23 protein-coding genes are annotated in these 26,518 nt (G+C 63.1%); 15 read left to right on the top strand and 8 right to left on the bottom strand.

The window, feature by feature from the left end; all coding sequences use genetic code 11:
* Positions 1–79: 79 nt before the first annotated feature.
* The 5 genes from GGC65_RS03645 to GGC65_RS03665 all read right to left on the bottom strand — a co-directional run bounded on the left by GGC65_RS03645 (position 80) and on the right by GGC65_RS03665 (position 7,014).
* Positions 80–2,278, bottom strand: a complete 2,199-nt coding sequence (locus tag GGC65_RS03645) for a GumC family protein (protein ID WP_225940659.1) — start codon at positions 2,276–2,278, stop codon at positions 80–82.
* 189 nt (positions 2,279–2,467) lie between these two features.
* Entirely contained in the window at positions 2,468–3,799 is a 1,332-nt protein-coding gene (locus GGC65_RS03650; RefSeq protein WP_192645923.1) for a hypothetical protein, read from the bottom strand.
* Positions 3,796–5,211 carry an O-antigen ligase family protein gene (locus tag GGC65_RS03655; RefSeq protein ID WP_192645924.1) on the bottom strand — a complete coding sequence of 472 codons (1,416 nt, stop codon included), beginning with the start codon at positions 5,209–5,211 and terminating at the stop codon, positions 3,796–3,798. The genes GGC65_RS03650 and GGC65_RS03655 overlap by 4 nt, the downstream gene beginning before the upstream one ends.
* 101 nt (positions 5,212–5,312) lie before the next feature.
* Entirely contained in the window at positions 5,313–6,011 is a 699-nt protein-coding gene (locus GGC65_RS03660) for a polysaccharide biosynthesis/export family protein (RefSeq protein ID WP_192645925.1), read from the bottom strand.
* 226 nt (positions 6,012–6,237) lie between these two features.
* Complete coding sequence (locus tag GGC65_RS03665; RefSeq protein WP_192645926.1) at positions 6,238–7,014, bottom strand: metallophosphoesterase family protein; 777 nt, start codon at positions 7,012–7,014, stop codon at positions 6,238–6,240.
* A 321-nt stretch (positions 7,015–7,335) separates the two neighbouring features.
* Here GGC65_RS03665 and wecB point away from each other — a divergent pair, with 321 nt between their 5' ends.
* The 13 genes from wecB to GGC65_RS03730 all read left to right on the top strand — a co-directional run bounded on the left by wecB (position 7,336) and on the right by GGC65_RS03730 (position 20,247).
* Positions 7,336–8,406, top strand: coding sequence for a non-hydrolyzing UDP-N-acetylglucosamine 2-epimerase (gene wecB / locus GGC65_RS03670; protein WP_264081046.1), 1,071 nt, complete (start codon positions 7,336–7,338; stop codon positions 8,404–8,406).
* The gene (gene wecC / locus GGC65_RS03675; RefSeq protein WP_192645928.1) at positions 8,396–9,691 is read left to right on the top strand and encodes a UDP-N-acetyl-D-mannosamine dehydrogenase; all 1,296 of its coding nucleotides are present in this window, start codon (positions 8,396–8,398) and stop codon (positions 9,689–9,691) included. Before wecB ends, wecC begins: the two co-directional genes overlap by 11 nt.
* Positions 9,692–9,736: 45 nt before the next feature.
* Positions 9,737–10,543 (top strand): class I mannose-6-phosphate isomerase, encoded by an 807-nt coding sequence (locus GGC65_RS03680; RefSeq protein ID WP_192645929.1) that lies wholly within the window; start codon positions 9,737–9,739, stop codon positions 10,541–10,543.
* Positions 10,544–10,569: 26 nt separating this feature from the next.
* On the top strand, positions 10,570–11,637 hold the full coding sequence (locus GGC65_RS03685; protein WP_192645930.1) for a mannose-1-phosphate guanylyltransferase/mannose-6-phosphate isomerase: 1,068 nt from the start codon (positions 10,570–10,572) through the stop codon (positions 11,635–11,637).
* A 57-nt stretch (positions 11,638–11,694) separates the two neighbouring features.
* Positions 11,695–12,261 (top strand): ATP-dependent protease subunit HslV, encoded by a 567-nt coding sequence (gene hslV / locus GGC65_RS03690; RefSeq protein ID WP_192645931.1) that lies wholly within the window; start codon positions 11,695–11,697, stop codon positions 12,259–12,261.
* Between the two features lie 4 nt (positions 12,262–12,265).
* Positions 12,266–13,567 (top strand): ATP-dependent protease ATPase subunit HslU, encoded by a 1,302-nt coding sequence (gene hslU, locus GGC65_RS03695; protein ID WP_192645932.1) that lies wholly within the window; start codon positions 12,266–12,268, stop codon positions 13,565–13,567.
* A 192-nt stretch (positions 13,568–13,759) separates the two neighbouring features.
* A complete protein-coding gene (locus GGC65_RS03700) occupies positions 13,760–14,617 on the top strand; it encodes a helix-turn-helix domain-containing protein (RefSeq protein ID WP_192645933.1) in 858 nt (285 codons plus the stop codon).
* A gap of 115 nt (positions 14,618–14,732) precedes the next feature.
* Positions 14,733–15,680 (top strand): tetratricopeptide repeat protein, encoded by a 948-nt coding sequence (locus GGC65_RS03705; RefSeq protein ID WP_192645934.1) that lies wholly within the window; start codon positions 14,733–14,735, stop codon positions 15,678–15,680.
* Complete coding sequence (gene tilS / locus GGC65_RS03710) at positions 15,634–16,638, top strand: tRNA lysidine(34) synthetase TilS (RefSeq protein ID WP_192645935.1); 1,005 nt, start codon at positions 15,634–15,636, stop codon at positions 16,636–16,638. Before GGC65_RS03705 ends, tilS begins: the two co-directional genes overlap by 47 nt.
* An 82-nt stretch (positions 16,639–16,720) precedes the next feature.
* Positions 16,721–18,664, top strand: a complete 1,944-nt coding sequence (gene ftsH, locus GGC65_RS03715) for an ATP-dependent zinc metalloprotease FtsH (protein ID WP_192645936.1) — start codon at positions 16,721–16,723, stop codon at positions 18,662–18,664.
* 139 nt (positions 18,665–18,803) lie between these two features.
* Positions 18,804–19,112, top strand: a complete 309-nt coding sequence (locus GGC65_RS03720; protein WP_225940661.1) for a hypothetical protein — start codon at positions 18,804–18,806, stop codon at positions 19,110–19,112.
* 37 nt (positions 19,113–19,149) lie between these two features.
* A complete protein-coding gene (locus GGC65_RS03725; protein ID WP_192645938.1) occupies positions 19,150–19,635 on the top strand; it encodes a DUF11 domain-containing protein in 486 nt (161 codons plus the stop codon).
* Positions 19,636–19,641: 6 nt separating this feature from the next.
* Positions 19,642–20,247: a DUF3800 domain-containing protein gene (locus GGC65_RS03730; protein WP_192645939.1), complete on the top strand. Its 606-nt coding sequence runs from the start codon at positions 19,642–19,644 to the stop codon at positions 20,245–20,247.
* A gap of 52 nt (positions 20,248–20,299) precedes the next feature.
* Here the strand turns inward: GGC65_RS03730 and rpoZ are convergent, their stop codons facing one another.
* Positions 20,300–20,644 (bottom strand): DNA-directed RNA polymerase subunit omega, encoded by a 345-nt coding sequence (gene rpoZ / locus GGC65_RS03735; RefSeq protein ID WP_062181454.1) that lies wholly within the window; start codon positions 20,642–20,644, stop codon positions 20,300–20,302.
* A gap of 128 nt (positions 20,645–20,772) precedes the next feature.
* Between rpoZ and GGC65_RS03740 the strand changes: the two genes are divergently transcribed.
* A complete protein-coding gene (locus tag GGC65_RS03740; protein ID WP_225940662.1) occupies positions 20,773–21,975 on the top strand; it encodes a phospholipase D-like domain-containing protein in 1,203 nt (400 codons plus the stop codon).
* On the opposite strand, the gene GGC65_RS03745 is transcribed toward GGC65_RS03740, so the two are convergent.
* The gene (locus tag GGC65_RS03745; RefSeq protein WP_192645940.1) at positions 21,972–22,610 is read right to left on the bottom strand and encodes a class I SAM-dependent methyltransferase; all 639 of its coding nucleotides are present in this window, start codon (positions 22,608–22,610) and stop codon (positions 21,972–21,974) included. The genes GGC65_RS03740 and GGC65_RS03745 overlap by 4 nt on opposite strands.
* A 146-nt stretch (positions 22,611–22,756) precedes the next feature.
* Here GGC65_RS03745 and GGC65_RS03750 point away from each other — a divergent pair, with 146 nt between their 5' ends.
* On the top strand, positions 22,757–24,073 hold the full coding sequence (locus tag GGC65_RS03750) for an MFS transporter (protein WP_192645941.1): 1,317 nt from the start codon (positions 22,757–22,759) through the stop codon (positions 24,071–24,073).
* On the opposite strand, the gene GGC65_RS03755 is transcribed toward GGC65_RS03750, so the two are convergent.
* On the bottom strand, positions 24,070–26,391 hold the full coding sequence (locus tag GGC65_RS03755; protein ID WP_192645942.1) for a CDC48 family AAA ATPase: 2,322 nt from the start codon (positions 26,389–26,391) through the stop codon (positions 24,070–24,072). The genes GGC65_RS03750 and GGC65_RS03755 overlap by 4 nt on opposite strands.
* Positions 26,392–26,518: the final 127 nt, after the last annotated feature.

Here is a 26,518-nt window from a genome sequence, read left to right on the forward strand (position 1 = left end):
ATCTTGTGTCGAAGACTCACCGCTGACTTCGCGATCTGATAGATGAGTGCGCCCGCGATTGATCGCCGGTCGCCCTCTCTCAGCTCTCTGCCGCATCCGCACCATAGCCATAGCCATAGCCATAGCCGTAGCCGTAGCCCGCCTGACGATGCCTCAGCTTGGTCAGGATAAGACCAAAGACATGGGCGTGCACTGCCTGCAGCCTTCCCAGCGACGCCTTGATCCCCCGAACCGCAACGCCTTCGGCTTCGGCCACGAAAATGCAGCCTTCGACGGCGCGCGCCAGCAGCGGCGCGTCAGCCAGACCGAGGATCGGCGGAGAATCGATCACGACATGGTCGTAATGCTTGAGCGCGTGATCGACGAGGAGGAGCATGCGGTCGCTGCTCAACAGTTCGGCGGCGCTAGGCGGCATCGGTCCTGCCGGCAGCAGGCTCAGCCCCTTTGCATCGGTGTTGATGATAAGCTGCTGCCAGTCGTTGTCGCCGGCAAGGAAGTTGCTGAGGCCGGCCTTGTTCGCCTGCCCCGTAAACTGATGCATCGAAGGCGATCGCATATCCGCATCGATCAGCAAGACATTCTTGCCGGTCCGGCCCAGAACGGTGGCCAACGCGAGGCTGGTCGTGCTCTTGCCTTCGGCAGGCCGGGTACTGGTGACCATGAGCGATTTGGGGACGCCATGATCGGTGGAGAATGCGAGGTTTGACCGGATACTAAGATAGGATTCGGACAGGGGCGACTTGGCGTCGCGAAGCAGGTCGAGCGCGTCGCCCTCTCCTGCCTCCGGAACACTGCCGAGCAAGGGAACCTGCAGCAGGCGGTTAACCTGGCTCGGATCGCGGAGCCCTTCGTCGATCTGGTCGAGCGCAATGGTTGCGATCGCAGCGAGGCCGAGACCCGCGAGGAGCGCCAGCGCAAGATTGAGCAGCAAGTGCGGCGACGAAGGCCGGTCCGGCGTCTTCGCAGCATCAACCACCGAGATATTATTCGCGCCGATACCGGCGACACCGATTTCCTTGTAACGCTGAAGAAGACCATCATAGAGTTCGCGGTTGGTGTCGACCTCGCGCTGGACGATATTATACTGGATGTTGTCGCGCTGCTGCTGGCTCATACGCCCTTTCAGCTGCTCCACCCGCGCGCGCAAGTCGTTCTCGCGCGCCGCCGCTTCACGATATTCGCTCGACCGGCTCGAAAAGACACGCCCTTCCTCCCGCGCGATACTCGAATCGAGCGCCCGGATCTCTTCTGCAAGCGCCTTCGCCGGCGGATAGTCAGGCTCAAACTGAACTAGCATCTTGGCATACTCTGCCGCCGCTTCCGCACGCTTCTGGCGAATCTGGTTGATCCCAGTATTCGCCAGCGCCTCAGCCGTCACACCGCCGCCGCTGCGCGCGCGGCTCTCGGCGGCGATACGATCCGCCGTCGACTTCGCAAGCGCTTCGTTCAGCGCTTCGAGATCGCTCGAAACCAGCGTGCGGTCAACTTCCGTGCGGCCATCGGCACTCTTACTCTTGCCCAGCGCCACGATGCCCTTTTCGGCAGCATAGTTTACGAGCTGGCGTTCTGAGGTCTCGAGACGGAGGCGAAGATCGGCGAGCCGTCCCTCGAGAAACTGACGCGCGTCCGCCGTGGAGGCGAAACGACGATCCATGCTTTGAACGATGAATTGTTGTGTCCACATGTTCGCGACCTTCGCCGACAGGTCAGGCGATGCGCTGGTATAGCTGATATCAACCAGCGCCGAGCCGCGGATAGGTGCAACGGCAACATGGTCGAGCAGCAGGTCTACGGCGAGCTTTTCACGCCGTTGCCGTTCGCTGGCACTCAACCCGCGACCGCTGGCGCCAGAAAAAAGTGTGCCTTCGTCCGGGCTGATGTCGTGCGCAGCAAAAAAGGCATCGTTCGACGCAAGGCGCAATTGTCGCGCAACACGCTCGGCAAGCGAACGCGCTTTCAGCAGCGAATATTGGGTCTGGTAGAATTCGATGTCGCGCCCAGCATCCGCCGATTCCAGACCTTCAACGTTGGTCACCTTCTTCTGGTCGCGACTGATCTCGATTCGCGACATCGCCGTATATTGCGGCGTCGCGAGCAAGGTCACAATCAAGCCGGTTGCCAGCGCGGCAAGCACGACACCCGCGATCACCCACTTCCAGCGAAGGACCACCTGCCAGTATTGAAGAAGGATCGGCGGGGCGAGGCTGACCTGATCCCCGTGATTGTCCGAAATATCGCCGATCGCCCCGGAAGCCATCGGGTTAATTGTTTGCAACATGCTATTCCCTGCCTCGAAGGCCAAAACTAATATATTGGTCGAAATAGACCGATCGGGAGGCGACTAACGACACAGGTCCGCCACCCGCATATCGGCGCTTCCGCTAGCTGATAACCAACATCATTGCTACCATTTTCCTGATTCTTCTTCGCACTTGCGGTATCCCGACCTCATCGCATTTCCGACGCTCTATTCGCCGGAATCCAACGCATTGGGACGCCTTTCGGGCTTGCTTGAGGTCAATGTCTTTCCTCCGCCTGCCGAGGTCAGCGCAACGCCCGAAATCTCTGCCTCAAGACCAGTCTGGCCGCCACCACCCGATGCCAGAAGCTGGAGAAGCTGCACGCGGCATCCCGCACCTATCACGATATCCGAGCCCTTACCGCCGCGTGCCGCGTCCAGACGCCACAGCGGCTGTGCAACCACGGGTTCCATGCACCGAAGCCACCAGCCAACCGACCGCCCCTCACCTGGCGTCGTCGAAGCGACCTTGAACGACAGGCGATATCGCCCCGGCGCAAGAAACAGGAGCTTTTGCGCGACCGGGCGGGTCGTACCTGCATTCGCGTAGATAGCGAGCGATGCGTGCTTCGTGTTATCATCACGAACGACATTCGCCCCTGCTTCCGCGTCGTCCAATAATTGCCACGCCGCCGGGCCGAAACTGTCGCGCTGTTCCAGCGACGCCAGGTTAACCTGGGTCAAGAGATTGGCCGACACCCCTGGAACACTGCGCAAGAGGCGATCGAGATCAGCATATTTACGCTGGTGAAACAACACCCAGAGCAGCGCCTCGGTCTGCTCCCGGTGCATTCGGGGATCGGGTGAACCGCCGCTTTCCAAAACCAGATCAACGAGCGACCCCATATCCGCTTCGGCGCTGTCCTTGGCGAAATTCACGAAGCTCACCGGCCACGCAGCGCCGCTCTTGAAGTAGGGCTTCAGTGCGTCCCGAATTCGCGGATCCTTGATCGCCTTCACTAAGCGCGGGTAAAGGATCTGCGGCGCAGAGGAACTCGTGCGTAGCGCCGTGTCATAATGGGCGAGCGCGCCTCCCAGATCGTCATTTTTAGCGGCAATTTCGACCAGGAATACCTGCGTGATTACATCGCGCCGAGACAAGCTGGCGGCTTTGGCCATCAACGCCTCTGCCCTCGCCTCTTTGTTCTGAAGCCCGGCCGCCATTGCCAACAGCCGGACCGCTTTGGCGTTGAGGGGAGCGTTGCGCCTCGCCGCGAGGCTCCATGCGGTGATCGTCTCGGGCGGCAGCTTCTTGCCAGACATTACAAGCGCATCGGTTTTTGCGGTGAGCGCGTCGCCTTCCCAAGGAATGAACGCAAGTGCCCGGTCCGGGCCTTTCAGACGCGCGGCGCCCGACACGGCGAGCGCGAAAGCCCCGGCTGCACCAGCGAGCCCTACCCCGGCCAAGACAACGAATTTGGCAACACCACGACGATCGGGAAGCCGCTGCGCAATATTGGCGACCAGTTTTTGGCGGCGTTTTCTTTGAAATTGGATCATCGCTTGCCCCCCTGCCACGCAGCGTCTTTTGCGCCGTCGCCCGCTGCTCCGCCCCCGGCGAGCCAGAGGCCCGCCACGGCGGCGACACACATCATGATCGGGATTCGAACGGGATAATCAGGGACGCTGGCGAGGGCGAGCATGGCCACCATGACCGACCCCAGACGGGCGAACTGGGTCGTGCGACTGGTCGCCTGCTGGCGGCGCCATATCGAGAGAGTGGTGCGGAAAAAGGCAAACAGGCAAATGGCCATCAACAGGACTGCGGGCAGTCCGAAGGTCATAGCCACTTCCAGCCAGTCATTATGGGCATGGTTGACAAAGAAGTGGCCCAACATGCGGTTAGGCTCGACGACTTGATACGCGCTGGCGAACGACCCGGAGCCCGATCCCACCGGGAAATATTTCCAGAAAAGTTCGATCGAGGTTTTCCAGAAATCCATGCGGGCATCGTCGGCACTGTCACGATTCATGAGGCGCTCGATCGACTGCGCGCGCGAAAAAACAATGGTGAGCATCGCAAGGGCCAGAACCGTCAGCCCGCCGATCAAGGGAAGCGGCTTGATCTGGAACCGCTTTCCGCCACGGCGGACGTGACGGCCGTCGGCAGGGCGACGATACAACGCCGGGATCGACAATAATCCGATCAGTGTCAAAATCAGCCCTGCACGCGATCCGCTCACCAAAATCAACGGCAGCAGCACCACGCCCAGCGAGATCGCGAACAGCCGGCGCCACTGCTGAGCGTCGATAGTTCCCTCGGGATTTGAAGCAAAAATGGCGAGCATCGGAAAAAGCATGGCCAGCATCAGCGCGCCGTGGTTACGGTTCGCAAAAAAACCGACCGCCGAACCATTGTTTGTGATCCGGTACAGATAAAGGGGACCGTTCGGATCACCGATAACCTGTAACAGTCCGAGCAGGCCGGAAAAAACGCCAAGTCCGATCAAAATAATCAGCAAGAGATGACTCTCGTTCCGGCGCAGTTGCAGTCCGAGGAGGATCACCGCAAGCGGCGCGAATAAAGAGATGAACGCGTGCCAGCCATTCATGGGAGTCAGGCTGAGCGGCCGCCAGATGTCACCCAGGCCAGCCAGACGGTCGAGCTCGGCAACCTCTGCGCGGCCAGGAAGAGCCTGCCAAACAGCAGGCGGCAAAGGGACAACGTGGGACAGGCTCAATGCAAATATCGCACCCATTAGCGCGAGGAGCCAGCCGCGGCCCTGCCAATGCTCACGGCGGAAAGTGAAGAGAGCTGCGGCAGAGATCAATACCGAAACCGGGCGCAGGGCGACGAGCGACGCGGCGTCGACCCGCGACGCGCCGCCCATAAGGAACACCATACCCAGGAAGAACGCCAGCAACCAGAACTGAGGCGTCAGGGGGGCACGCGAATAAGAAGGAGACTGCAAGCGACAAATCCATTTCAAAGTTCGATACTTGGCTTTGGGTAAGCCGAAACGGATCGCCTCCTAGGCGCTCCGGGCATCAGGCTTGAATGAAAGGCCGATCCTCATTTCTGGAATGCCACGATGATCGGCGTTGTCAGCAACGGAATGATCTGGATAAAATCGCGGAACAAGCGCCGTGCCGACGAATCGCCCACCACGATCGTGTCGTTCGCAAACACCGCCGGGTCAGCGTAATTTCCGCGCCGGATCGCCTGCAGATTATAGAGTGCGGCGTATTTCTGGTCATTGACCGTCCGAAAGATCACAACCTCGCTCAAGCGCGCGTTCTCGGTCGTCCCCTCGGCGGTCGCAATCGCTTGGATCAGCGTCATATTCGGCACAACCGGATGAAGACCGGGTTTTCCGACCTGGCCATCAACGGTCAGTTTCGCGCTTTCGACTTCCAACAGGCTGACAGAAACCTGGGGGTTACGAAAGTAATTGGCGCGAAGGCGTGCGACAATCTGCGCTTCCAGCTCCTCGATCGACAGGCCGCCCGCATTGATTACGCCAGCAACCGGCACCGACAATCGTCCGCTCTTGTCAATCCGGACGCTCTCAATGCTTGCGTCCGGGCTTCCAAACACGCGCACCGCCACAACATCATCGGCGCCGAGCTTGAAGGGCGCAGATTGGCCCGATTCGAGCCGCGCCACGGGTTCGGGCAGGGAATCGATGACGGTCATCGTGCCGCCGGCATTCCCGACCGCAGGCTTGCCGCCACACGCAGCAACAGCCATCATTGCAGCCGACAGCACCATCACACGAAGAGCCTTAGCCGGGGTCCATGTCGAATTCGGCTTCATAGCGTGGTAGCTCTTCTCTCTGATTCAAATAAATAATATCGCGATCGACGTTATCCGGAAATATCCGCCATCGGCCGCTGATAAAGAGTCCACTAGCTTGCACGGCATTTCGGTCAAGTCCGAATTATGGGCGCGTGCGGCCAAAAACACCGGTTATTCGGTCAGCCGGTATTGCCGCTCGCTACGCCGCTTCGTGTCGGACCTGCACAAACCAATGGTCAGACTTGTCGAGCCCGATGGCTGTCAGTTTGCCGGTGGCATAGGCGCCGGTATCGATGCCGATCCGGTTTGCCCTGCGTTCGACATCTTCGCTAATGGTATGGCCGTGTACGACCATCCGGCCATGCTCGGATTCGCTGCCAAGGAAATCTTCGCGAATCCAGCGGAGGTCGCTTGTCTTTTGCCGGTCGAGTGCAACGCCCGGCCGGACGCCCGCATGAACAAAGACATAATCGCCATATTCGACCAGATCCTCACCGCGGCCCAGAAAATCGACATGCGACTGCGGGACGCACCGGGGAAATATTTCCGCCAATTCTTCAAAGCTGGTCGCGTCATATCGCGCGTCGTCGCGCAGGTAGCTGCGCACGGTCGCGTCACCGCCGATGCGGATAAAATAGCGCAGCGCCCGGACCTCTCCGGTCAGCGCCGCCAGCATACATTCCTCGTGATTTCCGATCAGGTGATGCGTCCGGTCGAACCGGTCGCGAAGCCCGATCGCGCGGTCGATCACCTTGTCCGAATCGGGGCCGCGATCGACTAGGTCGCCGAGCAGAATCAATATGCAACGCTCGTGCGGGCGCCGACTGCGATCCGCATCGATTTCGTCCAGCAACGCCGCAAACAGGTCGTCGCGCCCGTGAATATCGCCGATAGCATAGATCAGCGAACCGTCGGGAACGGCACGCAAGGCCGGCGGCGCGGCGCGCGTTCTGGCAAAGCGCGAAAAAAAACTCATGACCCGATGATAATCCCTATCCTGCCGGTCCGATCCCGAGCAGACGTCACAAAAGGCGCCGGCCCATAGCAATCGCGGCCCGCGGTTGCCACACTTTCCGCGCCCTTCCTGCAGGTCCGGCCTTGCAGAGGCATGAACGGCGCTGAATCGCCGTGACCGACGCGCTATGCATAGTTAAAGCTATTACAACAGTTTCGCGCTATTGCGCGGCCGATGCTGGCCAATTTCGCGACAGGCCGGCAAACGAACCCATTTGCGAGCGAGACCGACGTGCCGTCCAAGATCATAACCGTATTCGGCACCCGCCCCGAGGCGATCAAAATGTTCCCCGTCGTTCACGCGCTGCGTGCGCAACCCAACATCGACGCGCGGCTCTGTGTCACCGCCCAGCATCGCGAAATGCTCGATCAGGTCCTCGATATCGCACAGCTTGTCCCCGATATCGATCTGGACGTAATGACGCCGAACCAGTCGCTTGACGCGCTGCTCGCGCGTCTGGTCACGGGCCTTGGCGAGGCCTTCGATGCCGAAAAGCCGGACCGCGTTCTTGTCCACGGCGACACACTGACGACGATGGCCGCGACGCTCGCCGCCTATTTTCGCAAGATCCCGGTCGGACATGTCGAGGCGGGTTTGCGCAGCGGCAATATCTATCACCCCTGGCCCGAAGAGGTGAATCGAAAGGTCACCGGCGTCGTCGCCGATCTGCATTTCGCGCCGACCGAGACCGCCGCGGCCGCACTGCGCGCCGAAAATGTGTCGGCAAACCATATTCACGTCACGGGAAACACGGTGATCGACGCCCTGCTGGCGACCCAGGCGCGGATCGGCGAGGAGCCGGCGCTCGCCGCCGGTCTCGATCCACTGCTGGATCGCTTCACGGGCAAGCGCCTAATCGCGGTCACTTCGCACCGGCGTGAAAATTTCGGCGACGGGATGAAAGCCATAGCCGATGCCATCGCCGGCATTAGTGCGCGTCCCGACGTCGCGGTGATCTTTCCCGTCCATCCCAACCCGCATGTGCGCAGCGCGATGGAGCCCATTCTCGGCGGCCTTTCCAATGTCGCCCTGATCGATCCGCTCGATTATCCCCATTTCGTCCGCCTGCTCGGCGCGAGCAGCCTTGTCCTTACCGACAGCGGCGGGGTGCAGGAAGAAGCGCCTTCACTGGGCAAGCCCGTACTGGTGATGCGCGAGACGACCGAGCGCCCCGAAGGCATCGCGGCGGGCACCGCGCGGCTTGTCGGAACCGATAAAAATCGCATCGTTTCAGAAATTTTCAGCCTTTTGGACGATGAAGGCGCCTATGAGGCCATGGCCCGCGCCCACAATCCGTTCGGCGACGGCAAGGCGGCGGAAAGAATTGCGGAGATTATTGCGCGTGCCCATTGATAGCGAACAGAAAGTCACGGTCCTCGGGCTTGGTTATATCGGCCTGCCGACCGCAGCGCTCATCGCGCGTTCGGGCAACCGCGTGACCGGCGTCGACGTCAGTCAGCATGTCGTCGACACCGTCAACAACGGCAAGGTCCATATCGAGGAAGTCGATCTCGACGGCCTCGTCCAGGGCGTCGTTGCGCGCGGCAACCTCGTTGCATCGACCGAGGTCGCGCCTGCCGACGTCTTTGTCATCGCGGTGCCGACCCCGCATGACGACGGGCATCGCCCCGACATCGCCTATGTCCTCTCGGCCGCGCGGGCCATCGCGCCAAAGCTTCAGGCGGGCAACCTCGTCATCCTCGAATCGACCTCGCCCGTTGGCACGACCGAAAAGGTCGCCGCGTTGCTCGCCGAACTCCGCCCCGACCTCAAGGTTCCGGGCGCCTGTATCGGCGCCGCTGACATCTTCGTCGCCTATTGCCCCGAACGCGTGCTGCCCGGCCGCATCCTCGTCGAACTCGTCGACAACGACCGCTGCATCGGCGGCATCACGCCGCGTTGCGCCCGCCGCGCGATGACCTTCTACCGTCAGTTCGTGCGCGGCGCCTGTGTCACCACTTCGGCGCGCGCCGCCGAAATGGTGAAGCTCGTCGAGAACAGCTACCGCGACGTCAACATCGCCTTTGCCAACGAGTTGTCGATGATGGCCGAACATATGGGCGTCGACGTGTGGGAGGTGATCCGCCTCGCCAACCTCCACCCGCGCGTCAACATCCTCCAGCCGGGGCCCGGCGTCGGTGGCCATTGCATCGCGGTCGATCCGTGGTTCCTCGTCCATGGCGCCCCCGATCACAGCCGCCTGATCCGCACCGCACGCGAGGTCAATCTGGCCAAGACCGCGCATGTCATCGGCGCCGCCGAAATGCTCGTCTCGCAACATCCGCAGGCCCGCGTCGCGTGCCTCGGCCTCGCCTTCAAGCCGAATATCGACGATTTCCGCGAAAGCCCGGCGGTTGAAATCGCCGCCGCACTCGCGCGCCGCTTCGGCAAACAGATCGAGATCGTCGAACCTTATGCGCGCGGCCTGCCGATGGAGTTTGCCGGAACGGGCGCTTCGTTGACCGACCTCGATACCGCCCTTGCGTCGTGCGACCTGCTCATCGTTCTGGTCGATCACGACCTCTTCAAATCGATCCCGCTCGAAGAGCGTGGCGGTAAAATCGTCTACGACACCCGTGGCCTCTGGCTCGACCAACCAAAGGCGGGAGAAGGCGGCCACTTTAATCGGGCCGCCTGACTCCGCCGACTTGACGATCGAACCGCGGGCAGACATGAACCGCGCATGTTCACACGCCTTCAAACACTTGTTGTGGAAAAACCCTGGGGGCGCACCGATATTCCCAGCGATTTCGGCGACTTCGGTGACCGCCGCATCGGCGAGATTTGGTTTGCCCATCCCGTTGGGGACGACGCGCAGATCATGGTGAAATTCCTCTTCACGTCCGAACGCCTGTCGATCCAGGTTCACCCCGACGATGAGGCCGCGCAAGCAGCAGGCTATCCGCGCGGCAAGGAGGAGTGCTGGCTGGTGCTCGACGCCAAACCGGACGCCGAACTCGGCGTCGGCCTGATCGCCGAAACGACGCGCGAAGCGCTTCACGATGCGGCGCTCGACGGAACGATCGTGGACATGGTCGACTGGCGCCGCGCACGCGCCGACGATTTCGTCTATAATCAGGCGGGCACCATTCACGCCATCGGCGCCGGGCTGACCGTCGTCGAAGTGCAACAGAATGTCGACTGCACCTATCGCCTCTATGATTATGGCCGTCCGCGCGAATTGCATCTCGAAGCGGGGCTCGCCGTATCGGAAACCGCCCGTCGCCCCGATCCGCGCGACGGGCGTGTCGCGGCGAACGACAACCGCCTGCTCGTCGACGGGCCGCATTTCCGCCTTCTCCATCTGTCGGGATCCGACGCCGCGGAGTTGTTGCCGCAACATGGCGCCGACTTCACCTTCACCCCCTTGTCACCGGGATGCAGCATATCGGGCGAAGAGGTGAAACTCGGCGAATGCGTCGCGACCGACCGCGCCGACGGCATTGCGCTGGCCCCGGGGGCACGCGCGCTGCTGTGCTGGCCCGCCTGACCCCCCCCCGAAAATCGAGACCATAGATGATTATCCCAATCATATTATCGGGGGGGTCGGGCACGCGGCTCTGGCCCGTTTCGACCAATAGTGCGCCCAAACAGTTCCAGCCGCTGACCGGCAAAGACAGCATGTTCCTGCAAACGCTCGACCGCGCGATCGACCGGAGCCGCTTCGCCGCGCCGATGATCGTCTGCGGCCCGGCGCACGTTGCACATGTCGAGGCCGATCTGCTGGCGGCGGGTGTCGCCGACGCCCGCATCGTCGTCGAGCCCGCCGCGCGCAATACTGCCCCCGCGATCGCGCTTGCCGCGTGCGCGGCGCTCGCCGAAGATCCCGACGCGACGATCCTCGTCATGCCCGCCGATCACGTCATGACCGATGTACCCGCTTTTCTGGGCGCTATCGAAGCCGCGATGCCGGCGGTCGAGGCCGGTGCGCTCGCGACCTTCGGGATTGCGCCGTCGCATCCCGAAACCGGTTATGGCTACATCGCCGCGGGTGCGCCGCTCACCGCGACGCCGGATATCTATGAGGTCCGGCGCTTCGTCGAAAAGCCCCCGCGCGACAGGGCGGAGGCCATGCTTGCCGAAGGCGGCCATTATTGGAATGCCGGCATCTTTCTGATGCGCGCCGATCGGTTCCTCGCCGAACTCGAACGACAGCAGCCGGCGATCGCCGCGTCCTGCGCAGCTGCGATGGCGAAGGCACGCGAGGACGGCGCCCGGATCCATCCCGAAACCGATGCCTTTCTTTCCAGCCCGTCGGATTCGATCGACTATGCCGTGATGGAGGGCGCCGAACAGGTGGTCGTCGCCCCGGTCGATCCCGGCTGGTCCGACGTCGGCGGCTGGGCGGCGCTGCACGAACTCGGCGACAAGGACGAAAGCGGCAATGTCCGTATCGGCGACGTCATCGCGATCGATGCCGCGAACAACTACCTCCGCGCCTGCGACGGAAAGCGTGTAGCCGTCGTCGGCGTTTCGGACATCATCGTCGTCACGCATGGCGACGATATCCTGATCATTCCGCGCGAGCGCGCACAGGAGGTCAAGGCGATCGTCGAATATCTGGCGGCAAACCCTTCGCGCTAACGGAGCGGCCGCCCCCTCCCCTTGCGGCGCGCGGGGCCATCGCCCATATCCCGCCGCATGACCAATCCCCATGCGCAAAGTGCCGCGCCTTGGCACGGAACCACCATCCTTTCCGCCCGCAGCGCCGACAAGGTCGTCATCATCGGCGACGGCCAGGTGTCGATGGGCCAGACGGTGATGAAGCCTAACGCCCGCAAGGTCCGCCGCCTCCACGACGGCAGCGTGATCGGCGGCTTCGCCGGCGCGACGGCCGACGCCTTCACCCTCTTCGAGCGGCTCGAAGCCAAGCTCGAACGCCATAACGGCCAGCTGCTCCGCGCTGCGGTCGAGCTCGCGAAAGACTGGCGCACCGACAAATATCTCCGCAATCTGGAGGCGATGATGATTGTCGCCGACAAGGAGGTGACGCTCGTCATCACCGGCAACGGCGACGTGCTCGAGCCGAAGGGCGGCATCGCCGCGATCGGATCGGGCGGCAATTTTGCCCTCTCGGCGGCGCGCGCGCTCGTCGACTATGAAAAGGACCCCGCGGTGCTGGTACGCAAGGCGATGGAGGTCGCCGCCGATATCTGCGTCTACACCAACGACCAGTTCACCCAAGAAATCATCGAAATTCAGGCATAATCACATGAACAAGGATCTGACGCCCAAGGCGATTGTCGCTGCCCTCGACACGCACATCATCGGCCAGGACGCCGCCAAGCGCGCGGTCGCCGTCGCCCTCCGCAACCGCTGGCGCCGCCAGCAGCTCTCGGCCGACCTCCGCGACGAGGTGAGCCCCAAGAATATCTTGATGATCGGCCCCACCGGCTGCGGCAAGACCGAAATTTCGCGCCGCTTAGCCAAGCTCGCCGACGCGCCCTTCATCAAGGTCGAGGCGACCAAATTCACCGAGGTCGGCTATGTCGGCCGCGACGTCGAACAGATCGCGCGCGACCTGGTCGAAGAAGCGGTGCGGCTCGAAAAGGATCGCCGCCGCGAGGCGGTGCGCGCCACCGCAGAGGAAGCCGCGATGGAGCGCCTGCTCGATGCCCTCACCGGCAAGGGCGCGAGCGAGGCAACGCGCCAGAGCTTCCGCCAGCGCATCCGCGAGGGCCATCTCGACGATAGCGAGGTCGAGATCGAGATCGCCGACGCGCCGGGCATGCCGTTCGAACTACCCGGTCAGCCGGGCCAGATGAGCATGATCAACCTGTCCGACATGCTCGGCAAGGCGATGGGCGGTGCGCCCAAGAAGCGCCGCAAGCTCAAGGTCATCGACGCCGCGACGCGCCTTATCGAAGAGGAGCAGGACAAGCGCCTCGATCAGGACGATGTCGCGCGCATCGCGCTCGCCGATGCCGAGGCCAATGGCATCGTCTTCCTCGACGAGATCGACAAGATCGCGGTCAGCGACGTGCGCGGCGGCTCGGTCAGCCGCGAAGGCGTCCAGCGCGACCTGCTGCCGCTGATCGAGGGTACGACCGTCGCGACCAAATATGGCCCGATGAAGACCGACCATATCCTCTTCATCGCATCGGGCGCGTTCCATGTCGCGAAACCCAGCGACCTGCTCCCCGAACTCCAGGGCCGCCTGCCGATCCGCGTCGAACTTGGCGCGCTGACCGAGGCGGATTTCGTCCGCATCCTCAGCGAGACCAAGGCTGGCCTGCCCGAGCAATATGTCGCTCTGCTCGGCACCGAAGGCGTGACGCTGAACTTCACGCCGGAAGCGATCGCGCGCGTCGCGAAGCTCGCGGCCGAGGTCAACGAGAAGGTCGAGAATATCGGCGCCCGCCGCTTGCAGACGATCATGGAGCGGCTGGTCGAGGAAATCAGCTTCACCGCCGAGGATGTCGGCGGCACGACGCTCGATATCGACGCGGCCTATGTCGAGCGCCAGCTTTCGGAGATCGTCGGGGACACCGACCTCAGCAAATACGTTCTTTGATCCGGCAATTCCTCCCGCGTCCCCGGCGCGGGAGGGATCGTGCCGACGCAAAATCCATCCTTATCCAACAGTCCTGAATCTGCATCTTTTCAGCCGTCCGTTTACCGAACTTCATTTGACTTTCGCGCGTCGTCAATGCGATGAACGGACGACACGGTCGATCTGGGTCAAACGACCGGCACGGAGACAGTAATGGCAGATGAAGACGTCGCCCCGGAACAGGGCGAGTTGGCGATCACGCGTACCGGCGATCGGCTCCGGCTGGCGCGGGAAGCTGCAGGGCTGTCGCTTGCCGACGTGGCGACGCGGACGCGGATTACCCAGCGTCATCTCGCCGCGATAGAAAAGTCCGATTATTCGGAACTTCCGGGCCGTACTTATGTCACCGGCTTCGCCCGTGCCTACGCTCGCGCGGTCGACCTACCCGAGGCCGAAATCGGCGCCGCAATCCGTCAGGAACTCGAAGAGGACGCTTATGGTTCGCGCCCGCTTTATGAAGCCTATGAGCCGACCGATCCGGCCCGCTTGCCCACCGCGAGGCTGACCTGGACGCTCGTCGTCATCGCACTGATCCTCGTGTCTGCTTATGGCGTTTGGCGCTTCCTGTCGGTCGAGCCCGATGAGGCGCTGATCGCCGCACAAAACCGGGCGGCCGATGCGTCGGAGGCGCCGCAAAATAACGCCGCCGCCGCGCCCGCGGTCAAAGCTGGCACGACCGGAGTGGCCGCGAACGCACCCGTTGTGCTGACCGGCCTCTCTGAAGTGTGGATCGGCTTCGACGATGCGAAGGGCAAGACGGAGAATTGGCGGACGCTCGATGCGGGCGAAACCTATCAGGTCCCGCCCGAATATATCGAGCAATTTACGCTTCGCACGAGCATTCCGCAGGCGCTGAAGGTCACCGTCGGCGGCCGCGACGTCGGCCCGATCGGCGCCGCGGACACGCTGGTGAAGGGCGTCTCGCTGAAGCCCGCCGACCTCGTCGCGCGTACCGATGCCAGCGGCACCGCGGCTGCCGTGCCGCCAGTGGTACCCCGCCCTAAGGGTTGACGCCCATATCATTCGGGCCGGTCGAAGCTGCAGCGCGCCGAATTGGGTTTGCGCTGCGGCGCTTTGGCACGTTATGGATGGCAAAACTGGTTAATAGTCGAGGACCTAACGGCAGATGATGATGCGTCAGATTACCTTCCTTGGAGCGGCAACGGTTGCGCTAGTTGCGGCCATGCCCGCGACGGCACAGGACAATACGGTCGTCAAGCGAGTCGAACGGCTCGAAAAGGAAATGCGCGCAGTTCAGCGGTCGGTCTTCCCCGGCGGCAGCCCGACCTTCTTCGAAGGCGAGATTGCGCCCGACAACACCCCCGGCGAACGGGCGCGTACCAACGCCCCGGTCATCGACCTGACCGCGCGCGTCGATGCGCTCGAATCGCAATTGCAGGCGCTGACCGGCCAGACCGAACAAAATGCTTTCCAGCTGCGCGAACTCGAAAAGCAGTTCACCGCCTATAAGGCTGAAATGGACAAGCGTTTCGCAGATCCCGCCGTGGAGGCCGCGCCCACCGCGACGCCCGCGAGCCTTGCCCCGACAGTGAAGCCGCCGGCGGCCGCGACCACCGTCGCCGCAACGCCGGTGAAGAAGCCCGCCGACAAACCCGCGGCGAAGCCCGCCACCACCGACGCCGCGCGGCTCGCGCTCGTCAAGAAGGTCGAGGTTCCGGCGAGCGGCAACGAGACCAAGGATGCATACGACTATGGCTACCGCCTGTGGGAAGCCAAGCTCTACCCCGAAGCGCAGGCACAGCTGAAGACGGTCGTGGCCAAATGGCCGAAGAGCAGCCAGGCGAGCTTCGCGCAGAATTTGCTCGGCCGCTCCTATCTCGACGAAGGCAAGCCGAGCCTCGCCGCGGTCGCTTTTTACAATAATTACAAGGATCGCCCGAGCGGCGCGCGGGCTCCGCACAGCCTGATGTATATGGGCGTCGCGCTCGACAAGCTCGGCCGCAAGGCCGACGCATGCAAGGCGTTCCGCGAACTTGATGAAGTCTATGGCGACAAGGCGCCACAGGATGTCCGGACAGATGCTGCCGCCGCAAAAACAAAAGCAGGCTGCTGACCGGGACGCCGCGGACCGGCTGGCGGGCGATCTCGCTCAGCTCGTCGGGTCCGACTGGCACCGCCTCCATTATGGCGTCGCCGTGTCCGGCGGCCCCGACAGCATGGCTTTGCTCTGGCTGATGGCCTCGCTGCTGCCCGGGCAGGTCTGGGCCGCGACGGTCGATCATGGGCTACGCAAGGGGTCGGACGAAGAGGCACGCATGGTCGCGGGCTTTTGCGACCGCGAACATATCCCGCATTCGACCTTGCGTCCCCCCGCCCCGATCAAGGGGTCGCAGCAGGCGGCGGCGCGCACCGAACGTTATCGTTTGCTTGAGCAATGGCGTGAAGCCAATGCGCTGGGGCACATCGTGACCGCACACCATGCCGATGACCAGCTGGAGACGATGGTGATGCGGCTCAACCGCAGCAGCGGCGTCGGTGGACTTGCGGCGATCCGAGCGAGGAACGGTCTCATCGTGCGCCCCTTGCTTCATTGGCGACGCAGCGAACTCGTCGACCTCGCGCTCGACCATGACCTGCCCTTCGTCGACGATCCGTCGAACAGCGACAATCGCTTCGATCGCGCACGGCTGCGCCATGCGCTGCGTGCCCAGACCGCGCTCGATCCCGTCGCTGCGGTGAAATCGGCGGCGTGGCTCGCCGAGGCGGACGAGGCGCTCGATTGGGCGGTCGAGCGGCTGATCGCATCCTGGCCGGATGCCTCGGATGTCGCGGTGATCCGCGACGACGGCTATCCGCCCGAGATGTTCCGCCGCATCGTCGCGCAGCGGCTACGCGCCAATACGCCGCAGCTCGTATTGCGCGGCGCCGCGCTCGACGGCGTGATCGCGGCGATGCATGAAGGACGCCGCGCGATGGTCGGCGCGCTGCTGATCGACGCGGTTCGCGGTCTTGAGGGGACGATTTGGCGCATTTCTGCGGCGCCGCGACGGAAAGCCGCTAAAAAGGCCTGATTGCCTCATTGTCATTTAACCCGATTATCCTATCTTGTTCGGGATAGGAGCGCAGTGCCGCGCCGTTTAGGAAAGTATCCGCATGCAGGACGACAAGGAACCGCAGGGCAATCCCTGGATGAAGAGCGTGATGATCTGGAGCGGCATCCTGCTTGCCATGCTCCTCGTCGCCTCGATGTTCGGCGGCGCCTCGCAGCCTGTCGGCAGTCCGCTTGCCTATTCCGAGTTCCGCCAAAAGATCCAGGAAGGCAGCGTCAAGGACGTGGTCCTGTCCGAAGACAAGGCGACGGGTACGCTGTCGAACGGCGACCGTTTCAGCGCGAACATCGTGCGCGATCCCGAACTGCTGAAACTGCTCAACGACAATGGCGTCAAATATGACGGCAAGGCGCCCGACACTGGGAACCTGTGGGTCTATCTGCTCATGCAGTCGCTGCCGTTCATCCTGATCCTCGGCATCGCTTTCTTCGTGTTCCGTCAGGTTCAGAAGAACAATGGCTCGGGCGCGATGGGCTTTGGCAAGTCGCGCGCGAAAATGCTCACCGAGAAACAGGGTCGCGTGACCTTCGACGACGTCGCCGGCATCGACGAAGCGCGCGAAGAGCTCGAAGAAATCGTGGAATTCCTGCGCGATCCGACCAAATTCTCCAAGCTCGGTGGCCAGATTCCCAAGGGCGCATTGCTCGTCGGTTCGCCGGGCACGGGTAAGACGCTGCTCGCCCGCGCGATCGCGGGTGAAGCGGGCGTTCCCTTCTTCACCATTTCGGGTTCGGACTTCGTCGAAATGTTCGTCGGCGTCGGCGCTTCGCGCGTCCGTGACATGTTCGAACAGGCAAAGCGCAACGCGCCGTGCATTGTGTTCATCGACGAAATCGACGCGGTCGGCCGCCATCGCGGCGCCGGTCTCGGCAATGGCAATGACGAGCGCGAACAAACGCTCAACCAGCTGCTCGTCGAAATGGACGGCTTCGAAGCGAATGAGGGCATCATCATCGTTGCGGCGACGAACCGCCCCGACGTGCTCGATCCCGCGCTGCTGCGTCCGGGCCGCTTCGACCGTCAGGTCGTCGTGCCGCGCCCCGACATCGAGGGCCGCCAGAAGATCCTCGAAGTCCACACGCGCAAGAAGCCGCTCGCACCCGACGTCGACCTCCGCCGTGTCGCGCGCGGAACCCCGGGATTCTCGGGCGCCGATCTGGCTAATCTTTGCAACGAAGCGGCGCTGCTTGCCGCGCGCAAGGGCAAGCGCCTGATCGCCAACGACGAGTTCGAAGAGGCGAAGGACAAGGTCATGATGGGCGCCGAACGCCGCTCGATGGTCATGACCGAGGACGAGAAGAAGGCAACCGCCTATCACGAAGCCGGCCACGCGCTCGTGTCGCTCCACGTCGAGCACAACGACCCGCTGCACAAGGTGACCATCATCCCGCGCGGCCGCGCGCTGGGCGTGACGTGGAACCTGCCCGAACGCGACCGCTATTCGCAGAATATGAAGCAGATGAAGGCGCGCCTCGCGCTCTGCTTCGGCGGGCGCATCGCTGAACAGCTGATCTACGGCAAGGACGAGCTCAACACCGGCGCGTCGAACGACATCCAGCAGGCGACCGACATGGCGCGCGCCATGGTCATGGAATATGGCATGTCGGAAAAGCTCGGCTGGTTGCGCTATCGCGACAATCAGGACGAGGTCTTCCTCGGCCACAGCGTGTCGCGCGCGCAGAATATGTCGGAAGAAACGGCCAAGCTGATCGACGCCGAAGTCCGCCGTCTGGTCGAAGAAGGCGAGAAAGTCGCGCGCAAGGTGCTGACCGACAATCTCGACGAGCTCCACCTGCTCGCCGGTGCGCTGCTCGAATATGAGACGCTGTCGGGCGAAGAAGCAAAGCGCGCGATCAAGGGCGAAGACATCGGCCGCGAAGACGACGCCAGCAAGCGCGGCACCCCGGTGTCGGGACACGCCGGCGGCATCCCGCAGATCAAGCGCAAACCTCGTCCGTTCGGCGACGCCAACCCGCAGGGAGTCTAGGCTCCAGGCCTAGCCCCTTCGATTCAGGGACTATTCATTGGCTGGGGGCAAGTTGCGGCATATGACCAACGGGACATATGCACGTATCTTGCCCGCCCTGCTCGCCGCTCCCTTCCTGTGCGCTATGGCGCCGGGGGACATGAGCGTCGCCGCCTTTCTGACCCGCGCTGACTCTATTTCGCGACTGGGCCCGCTTGCCCTTGCGACGCCGCAAGGGAACCAGCTCAAGGGCGAAGTGATCGCGGCGGGTAAACGTTACAAGGCGCGGATCGACGCCGACCGTAAGGCAGGTCGCAAGACCACCAGTTGCCCTCCCGAATCCGGGTCGCTGTCGCCCGAGGAATGGCTCGCGCATTTGCGCCGCTATCCGGTGCAGGTCCGCAAATCGGTGAGCGTTTATTCGGCATTCGATGCGCTGATGAAGAAACGCTATCCCTGCCCCGCCTGATGCGCCAATGGTACGACGAGGACCAAGGGAGAGCGAGATGATAGGCAAGAAGTGGGATATTCTGGCTGCGGCTGCGCTCGTCGCGATCGGCGCGCAACCGGCGCTCGCGCAGAATGGCGGGGAGCTGACAAGCAAGGTCGAACTGGAAAAATCGACCCCAGGTCAAGACGGGCAGCCTGCGACCAAAACTTATGTCACGCCCGACGTCGTTGTTCCGGGCGACAGGGTACGCATCTCGGTTATCTTCACGAACAACGGCACAAAGGCCGCGTCGGGTGTCGTCATCGCCAATCCGATCCCGCAAGCGCTGATGTTCGACGGCACGACCGATCAAGCGGGCTTCGGCGTCTCCACCGACGGTGGCAAGAGTTTTGGCGCTTTGGCCTCGCTGACCGTTCCGGTCGAAGGCGCCCCGCCCCGCCCTGCGACCGCTTCCGACGTCACCCACGTCCGCTGGCAATGGTCCGACGCGATTGCACCGGGGCAGAGCCGGTCGGTCGCCTTTTTCGGGCGCGTACGGTAACTTCGAATGACCATCTATTGCGATGAATCGGGCGGCCTCAACACTGGCGTGATGACCTTTTCGGCCGTGATGCTGACGCCCAAGGCGGCCGCCGACATCCACGCACGCTTTCGCAGCGTGACCGGGCTCCGCGGTGAGCTGAAAGGCAGCCGGATCAGCATCGTCGAGCGCGCCTATCTGCTCGAGCTCTTCGACCGCGCGGGCGGCCGCGCTTGGGTCGCCGTCGCCGAGCGCGACAAGCTCGTACAGAACCCAGGCGGCACCCTGCCCAGCGACCTCGCGCTTTACGGCGCATTGCTCAACAGCGCCGTGGGTCACTGGCTGCCCGAAACGGGAGGCGTCTGCACCGACGTCGTGATCGACGACGGGCGCTATGACCCGAAGATATTGTCGCATGTGCGCGAAGAGATACAGGCGGGGCTCGGCCAATGGGGCCGCGCATCGCTGGCCGACAGCAAGCGCAGCGACGGCGTCCAGATCGCCGACGTGATCGCGAACAGCCTGTTCAATATCAAGGTCGGCTCGCCGCGCGCCTATCGTATCCAGCGGATACTGGAACCCATGCTGGCATCGAAGGCGATCCGCATCGCCGAGCTGACCCACCTGCCATGACAAAAGGGCCGCAGTTTCCTGCGGCCCCCTTGGTGATCGATTGATGCAGCGCTTATTCGAAGTCGCTGCCACCGCCCGCGGGGCTGCGCGGCGGCGCAGCGGCGGTCAGGCGAAGCGCTTCGGCCGAGCGGCTGATCGAGCTGATTTCATCGGGCGTATCGTCGTCGTCGACGACGACCTTCTGCATCGAGCCGACGAGCGTTTCCTTGAGATCCTTCGGACGGATCGTCTGCTCGGCGATCTCGCGCAGCGCCACGACGGGGTTCTTGTCGCGGTCGCGATCGACGGTCAGCTCCGAACCACCCGAGATTTCGCGGGCGCGGTGCGCCGACAGCAGAACCAGGTCGAAACGGTTGGGAACTTTGTCGACGCAATCCTCGACGGTAACGCGGGCCATATTGTTTCCTTAGGTATAGGAGAGGCCAGCCCTTTTAGGGGGCATGGCGGCAAGCGCTGCGCGCTAGCAGCCCGGCCGCGCAATGTCAATCAAAGCGCTACCCTTGCGGGCTTTGCGGACACCGGCCTATGACCGGGATGATGACCGAGGCCCATAGCAATGTCGATTTGTCGCAGCGATTGACAGCCGACGTGGCCGGGCACCGGGTCGCGCTGATTTTCGACGGCGAAGAGCGACTTGCGCGCCTGCTCGAACTCATCAACGGCGCGGCGCACAGCATCGACATCATCATGTATATTTTCGAGGCCGATGCGGCGGGCACCCGCATCGTCGATGCCTTGCTGCTTGCCGCGAAGCGCGGCGTTCGCGTGCGCGCCGTCATCGACAGCTTTGGGTCGGGCGACACGCCCGACGGCCTGTTCGCACCGCTGCGCGAAGCGGGCGGCAGCGTCACCTTCTTTTCGCGGCGCTGGCGCTCGACCTATTTGATCCGCAACCATCAGAAGCTGATCCTGATCGACGAATATATCGCTATCACCGGCGGGTTTAACATCGCCAACGCCTATCTCAGCCCGCCGCGCGGCGACTGCTGGTTCGATATCGGCATGATCGTCAGGGGACCGACCGTCGCGCGCGCGACGCAATGGTTCGCCGAAATCCACGATTACACCGTCAACGACGACGGCAAGCTGTTGATGCTGCGGCGGCTGATACGCGAATGGCCGGTCGACGGCGGCGCGGTGTCGTGGCTGGTCGGCGGGCCGACCCAGCGGCTGTCGCCATGGGCGCGCGCGGTGCGCGCCGATCTCGAAGACGCGCGGCAACTCGACATGGCGATGGCCTATTTTTCGCCCGGCCAAGGCATGCTTCGCCGGCTCGCGCGCGTCGCGCAACGCGGGCGCGCGCGATTTGTCATGGCGGGCAAGTCGGACAATCCCGCGACGATCGGCGCATCGCGGCTGCTCTATGGCTATTTGCTGCGCAAGACCGCCGCTGTCTGGGAATATCAGCCGTGCAAATTGCATATGAAGCTGATCGTCATCGACGATGTCGTCTATATCGGATCCGCCAATTTCGACGTCCGTAGCCTGTTCGTGAATGTCGAGGTGATGGTTCGCATCGCCGACGCGGGCTTCGCCGAAAAGATGCGCAATTTCCTCGGCCAGTTGCGACCCGATTGCGAGGTCGTTACGCCGGATTCGCACAAGGCGCGCGCCAGCTGGCTGACGCGGCTTCGCTGGACGCTCGCATGGTTCGTCGTCGGCGTCGTCGACTATACGGTATCGCGAAAATTGAACTTCGGGCTCGGCGACCCCGACCCGGAAGTTTAGTCCTTCCAGCCCCAGAACAGGAAACAGGGCGGGACGTTGACCCATTCGAACGCATTGTCGATGCGGCTGAAATGCGCCGCGAGGAAATCCCGCGCGCGGGCGCGGAACTGATAGACGAGAAAAGCGCCGCCGGGGCGAAGCACACGGTGCGTCGCGGCGGCAATCGCCGGACCGACACCCGCGGGCAGCGTCGAGAACGGCAGCCCCGAGAGCACATAATCGGCCTGTTCGAAGCCGTGCGCGCGCACGATTTCCTCGACGTCGGCGGCGGAGCCGTGGACCGCGATGAAACGGCTGTCGCGGATGTCCTTCCGGAGATAGTCGATAAAATCCTCGTTGGTGTCGATCGCGATCAGCGTCGCGTCGCCCGACATACGCTCAAGTACGGGGCGGCAGAAGGTGCCGACCCCGGGGCCATATTCGACGAACAATTTCGTGTTCTTCCAGTCGACGGGCTTCAGCATGTGGCGGATCAGTGTCGGTGACGACGGCACGATCGACCCGACCATCACCGGATGCTTGATAAAGCCGCGGACGAACATGCCCCACGGCCCGAAAAAGCGTTTGAGGCCCTCGCGCAGCCGACGGCCTAGCGGAGCTTTCTTTTCTTGGGCCTGCGCCCGCGGATTGGTCATGATGGCTTTCGCGTTGTTGCGGTTGCCAAAGGCGTGGCAAAATCGGCGCCGGGGCGCAAGGAAAGAGTCTGTCTTGACTCTGGACAGACGGACCTCCGCGTGTAGGGAGAGGCGGCGTTACCGACCGCGCGCAAGGAGGGGCGAACATGGCGACGACATCGCATTCCATCCCCTCCGATCGCATGGCGGTGCTGTTTGCCGTGATGCTCGTCGCCGCCGCCGGCAACACGGCAATGCAGTCGATCCTGCCCGCAATCGGCGCGAAGCTGCATATTCCGGACGTCTGGGTCAGCCTTGCATTCAGCTGGTCGGCGCTCCTCTGGGTACTCACCGCGCCGCATTGGGCGCGCCAGTCGGACAAGCGCGGCCGCAAGGCGCTTATGGCGTTGGGCGTGATCGGCTTTCTCTCGTCGATGGCGCTTTGCGGCGTCATGCTGTGGCTGGGCCTGTCGGGCTGGCTCGCCGCAGGCACGACCTTCATCCTTTTTGCGCTTTTTCGAAGCCTTTACGGAGGGCTCGGATCGGCGGCCCCACCCGCCGTGCAAGCTTATGTCGCTGCACGTACAGACCCCGAACAGAGGACGCAGGCGTTATCGCTCGTGTCGTCGTCATTCGGTTTGGGTACGGTGATCGGCCCGGCTATCGCGCCTTTTTTTATCTTGCCCTTCGTCGGTCTCGCCGGTCCGTTGCTGGTGTTTGCACTGATCGGACTCGGCGTCCTGATCGCTCTGCGATGGCGCCTGCCAGACGATGTTCCGCGCTTTGCTGCGCGCGGCGCGATCGTATCCTATCCAACGACCGGGGCCTCGCCGCAAACCGCGGCAGAAGAGGCCGAAGAGCAAGTTCTCGATCCGAGCGAACCCCACCCTCCCCTTAAGTGGTCCGACAAGCGCGTGCGGCCTTGGCTCCTTGCCGGGCTGTTCGGCGGACAAGCGCAAGCGATGGTGCTCGGCGTCATTGGTTTCCTGATTCTCGATCGTCTGCATCTGCGGCTGCGCCCCGACGAGGGTGCCGCGATGACGGGGATCGTGTTGATGGCGGGCGCCTTCGCAACATTGCTCTCACAATGGGGCTTGATCCCGTTGCTTAAGATGTCGCCGCGCACGGCGGTGCTCTGCGGCGCCACCCTCGGCGGCCTCGGGACAGTGATGACCGGCCTGTCGTACGACTTCCACGGAATCATCATCGGCTTCGCGCTTGCGTCGCTCGGCTTCGGGCTTTTCCGCCCGGGCTTCACTGCGGGCGCATCGCTGTCGGTGCCGCGCCGCGATCAGGGAAGCGTCGCAGGCATGACCGCGTCGATCAACGGATCGGCCTATATTGTGTCGCCCGCGATCGGTGTGCTGCTCTATAATTGGCACGCGATGGTCGCGTATGGCCTGATGGCGGGCTTTTGCGGCTGGCTGGTCCTGTGGGGCTGGTCGGCGCTGAAACCGAACCAGCCCACGGAACAGCGGCCTTAGTCGGTCGCGTCGTCGTGCTTGCGCTCGCGGACGGGCTTGAGCATGCCGGGCGCGAAGAAGCCGATCGGATCGACGCTCATCGCGGCCTGCTTGATCTCGCCCTGGATCTTTTCATAATCCTTTTCCATCGCCTCGGTGACCGAGGCGCGGGTGTCCTTCAGCGCGGTTTCGAAATCCGCCATCGTCACCGTGTCGCTGTCGAGCGAGCGTTTGAGCGCAGCAAGACCGGCGCGGCGTGTCAGATCCTCCAAGTCAGCGCCGGTAAAGCGATCCGACTTTTCAGCTAGCACCGTAAGGTCCACATCTTTCGCCAGCGGCATCTTGCCCGTCTGGATTTCAAGGATGCGCTTGCGGCCTTCCGCGTTCGGCACCGACACATAGATCAGCTCATCGAGCCGGCCCGGGCGAAGCAGCGCCGGATCGATCAGGTTCGGGCGGTTCGTGGCGCCGATGACGACCACCGACTGCATCTCCTCAATCCCGTCCATCTCGGCGAGGATCGTGTTGACGACACGTTCGGTCACCTGCGGTTCGCCCGATGCCCCGCTGCCACGCGCGGGCACCAGGCTATCGAGTTCGTCGATGAAGATGATCGTCGGCGCCACCGCGCGCGCGCGCGCAAAAAGCCGCGCAATCTGCTGCTCGCTCTCGCCATACCATTTCGAGAGCAGATCCGACGATTTGATCGAAATGAAATTGGCATCAGATTCGCGTGCCGCGGCCTTTGCGAGCAAGGTTTTTCCGGTTCCGGGCGGGCCGTAGAGCAGAAAACCTTTTGCCGCACGAATACCGAGCCGGCGGAATGCCTCGGGATTCTTCAGCGGCAGCTCGATCCCTTCGATCAGCTTGTCGCGTGCAGCATCGAGCCCGCCGATGTCGCTCCAGCGCGTTTTCGGCGCCTGCACCATCACTTCGCGCATAGCCGACGGCTGCACGCGTTTCAGCGCGTTATTGAAGTCCTCGCGTGTCACGCGCAGTTCTTCGAGCACCTCGGCCGGGATCGTCCCTTCGGCCAAATCGAGCTTCGGCATGATCCGCCGCACCGCCTCGATCGCAGCTTCACGCGTCAGAGCCGCCATGTCAGCGCCGACGAAGCCAAAGGTCGTGCGCGCGAGTTCCGCTAGGTCGACATTCTCAGCCAGCGGCATGCCGCGTGTGTGGATGCCAAGGATTTCGCGCCGCCCGCTCTCGTCAGGAACGCCGATCACAATTTCTCGATCGAAACGGCCGGGACGACGCAGTGCCTCGTCGATGGCATCGGGGCGATTGGTCGCGGCGATCACGACAAGGTTCGTTCGCGGCTCCAGCCCGTCCATCAGCGTCAACAGCTGCGCAACGAGGCGCTTTTCAGCCTCGCCCTGCACCTGCCCACGCTTCGGCGCGATCGAATCGATTTCGTCAATGAACAGGATCGACGGCGCAGCCTTTGCCGCAGCTTCGAACACATCGCGCAGCCGCTTCTCGGACTCGCCGTAAGCGCTACCCATGATTTCCGGGCCGTTGATCAGGAAGAATTGGGCGTCGCTTTCATTGGCAACGGCGCGCGCGAGGCGCGTCTTGCCCGTTCCCGGCGGGCCGTGCAGCAACACCCCGCGCGGCGGATCGACACCGAGGCGCTGGAAGAGTTCGGGATAGCGCAGCGGCAGTTCGACCATCTCGCGAAGCTGATCGATCGTCTCGCCCAGCCCGCCGAGATCGTCATAGGTGACGTCGGTACGGCGGGCGTCCTGCGGCTCCTGATACTCGGGAAGCAGTTCTATTTCGGTATTCTCGTCGATGAAGACGACCCCCTTGGGGGTGGCGGAAACGACGAGCAGGCGCACCTCGGCCAGCGCATAGGCCGGCGCGTTGAGCATCTGGCGGAGCTGGGGCGGCATATCGCCCGACTCCACCCGCTGTTGCCCCGCGGTCGCGACCGTATCGCCGGCGACCACAGGACGGCCGAAGAAGCTCCGCTTCAACGCATTGGCCGAACCCTGAAGGCGCAAATTCTCCTGCGCCGGCGCGAAAACAACCCGCGTGGCCGGACGCGCTTCAATGCGGCTCAGTTCCACCATATCGCCAGCGCCCGCGCCCGCATTGGCGCGCTGAAGGCCGTCGAGACGGATGACTTCAAGCCCCTCATCTTCGGCATAGGGCAACACGACACGCGAGGCGGTTTGCCGCTTGCCGCTGATCTGGACGATATCGCCTTCCGTCACGCCGAGTTCGGCCATCGCAGAGCGTGGAATGCGCGCAATCCCGCCACCGCTTTCCTCGGCACGCGAATTCGCGACCTGCAGTTTCACCTGTTTTTCTTTTACCGCTGCATCGGCCAAGGCGTGTCTCCCGCAAAATGGTCAGAATGCGAAGATAGGATGGTGGTTCCCGATTTGCGACCCCCGGCACCGCAGCAACTTATGACGCACTGCACAAAATTCTGGCTTGTCCGCCAAGGTCATGCCA

Source organism: Sphingopyxis sp. OAS728 (assembly GCF_014873485.1).
GTDB lineage: Bacteria > Pseudomonadota > Alphaproteobacteria > Sphingomonadales > Sphingomonadaceae > Sphingopyxis.

Excerpts from the sequence above, each read along its gene's own strand:
- GGC65_RS03660 (WP_192645925.1), bottom strand. The coding sequence starts at position 6,011 with ATGGTGCTGTCGGCTGCAATGATGGCTGTTGCTGCGTGTGGCGGCAAG.
- GGC65_RS03740 (WP_225940662.1), top strand. The coding sequence starts at position 20,773 with ATGACCGGGATGATGACCGAGGCCCATAGCAATGTCGATTTGTCGCAG.
- GGC65_RS03745 (WP_192645940.1), bottom strand. The coding sequence starts at position 22,610 with ATGACCAATCCGCGGGCGCAGGCCCAAGAAAAGAAAGCTCCGCTAGGC.
- GGC65_RS03680 (WP_192645929.1), top strand. The coding sequence starts at position 9,737 with ATGTTCACACGCCTTCAAACACTTGTTGTGGAAAAACCCTGGGGGCGC.
- hslU (WP_192645932.1), top strand. The coding sequence starts at position 12,266 with ATGAACAAGGATCTGACGCCCAAGGCGATTGTCGCTGCCCTCGACACG.
- GGC65_RS03685 (WP_192645930.1), top strand. The coding sequence starts at position 10,570 with ATGATTATCCCAATCATATTATCGGGGGGGTCGGGCACGCGGCTCTGG.
- GGC65_RS03700 (WP_192645933.1), top strand. The coding sequence starts at position 13,760 with ATGGCAGATGAAGACGTCGCCCCGGAACAGGGCGAGTTGGCGATCACG.
- GGC65_RS03650 (WP_192645923.1), bottom strand. The coding sequence starts at position 3,799 with ATGATCCAATTTCAAAGAAAACGCCGCCAAAAACTGGTCGCCAATATT.
- GGC65_RS03720 (WP_225940661.1), top strand. The coding sequence starts at position 18,804 with ATGAGCGTCGCCGCCTTTCTGACCCGCGCTGACTCTATTTCGCGACTG.
- hslV (WP_192645931.1), top strand. The coding sequence starts at position 11,695 with ATGACCAATCCCCATGCGCAAAGTGCCGCGCCTTGGCACGGAACCACC.
- GGC65_RS03730 (WP_192645939.1), top strand. The coding sequence starts at position 19,642 with ATGACCATCTATTGCGATGAATCGGGCGGCCTCAACACTGGCGTGATG.
- rpoZ (WP_062181454.1), bottom strand. The coding sequence starts at position 20,644 with ATGGCCCGCGTTACCGTCGAGGATTGCGTCGACAAAGTTCCCAACCGT.
- GGC65_RS03750 (WP_192645941.1), top strand. The coding sequence starts at position 22,757 with ATGGCGACGACATCGCATTCCATCCCCTCCGATCGCATGGCGGTGCTG.
- GGC65_RS03725 (WP_192645938.1), top strand. The coding sequence starts at position 19,150 with ATGATAGGCAAGAAGTGGGATATTCTGGCTGCGGCTGCGCTCGTCGCG.
- ftsH (WP_192645936.1), top strand. The coding sequence starts at position 16,721 with ATGCAGGACGACAAGGAACCGCAGGGCAATCCCTGGATGAAGAGCGTG.
- GGC65_RS03665 (WP_192645926.1), bottom strand. The coding sequence starts at position 7,014 with ATGAGTTTTTTTTCGCGCTTTGCCAGAACGCGCGCCGCGCCGCCGGCC.
- GGC65_RS03645 (WP_225940659.1), bottom strand. The coding sequence starts at position 2,278 with ATGTTGCAAACAATTAACCCGATGGCTTCCGGGGCGATCGGCGATATT.
- wecB (WP_264081046.1), top strand. The coding sequence starts at position 7,336 with ATGTTCCCCGTCGTTCACGCGCTGCGTGCGCAACCCAACATCGACGCG.
- tilS (WP_192645935.1), top strand. The coding sequence starts at position 15,634 with ATGTCCGGACAGATGCTGCCGCCGCAAAAACAAAAGCAGGCTGCTGAC.
- GGC65_RS03705 (WP_192645934.1), top strand. The coding sequence starts at position 14,733 with ATGATGATGCGTCAGATTACCTTCCTTGGAGCGGCAACGGTTGCGCTA.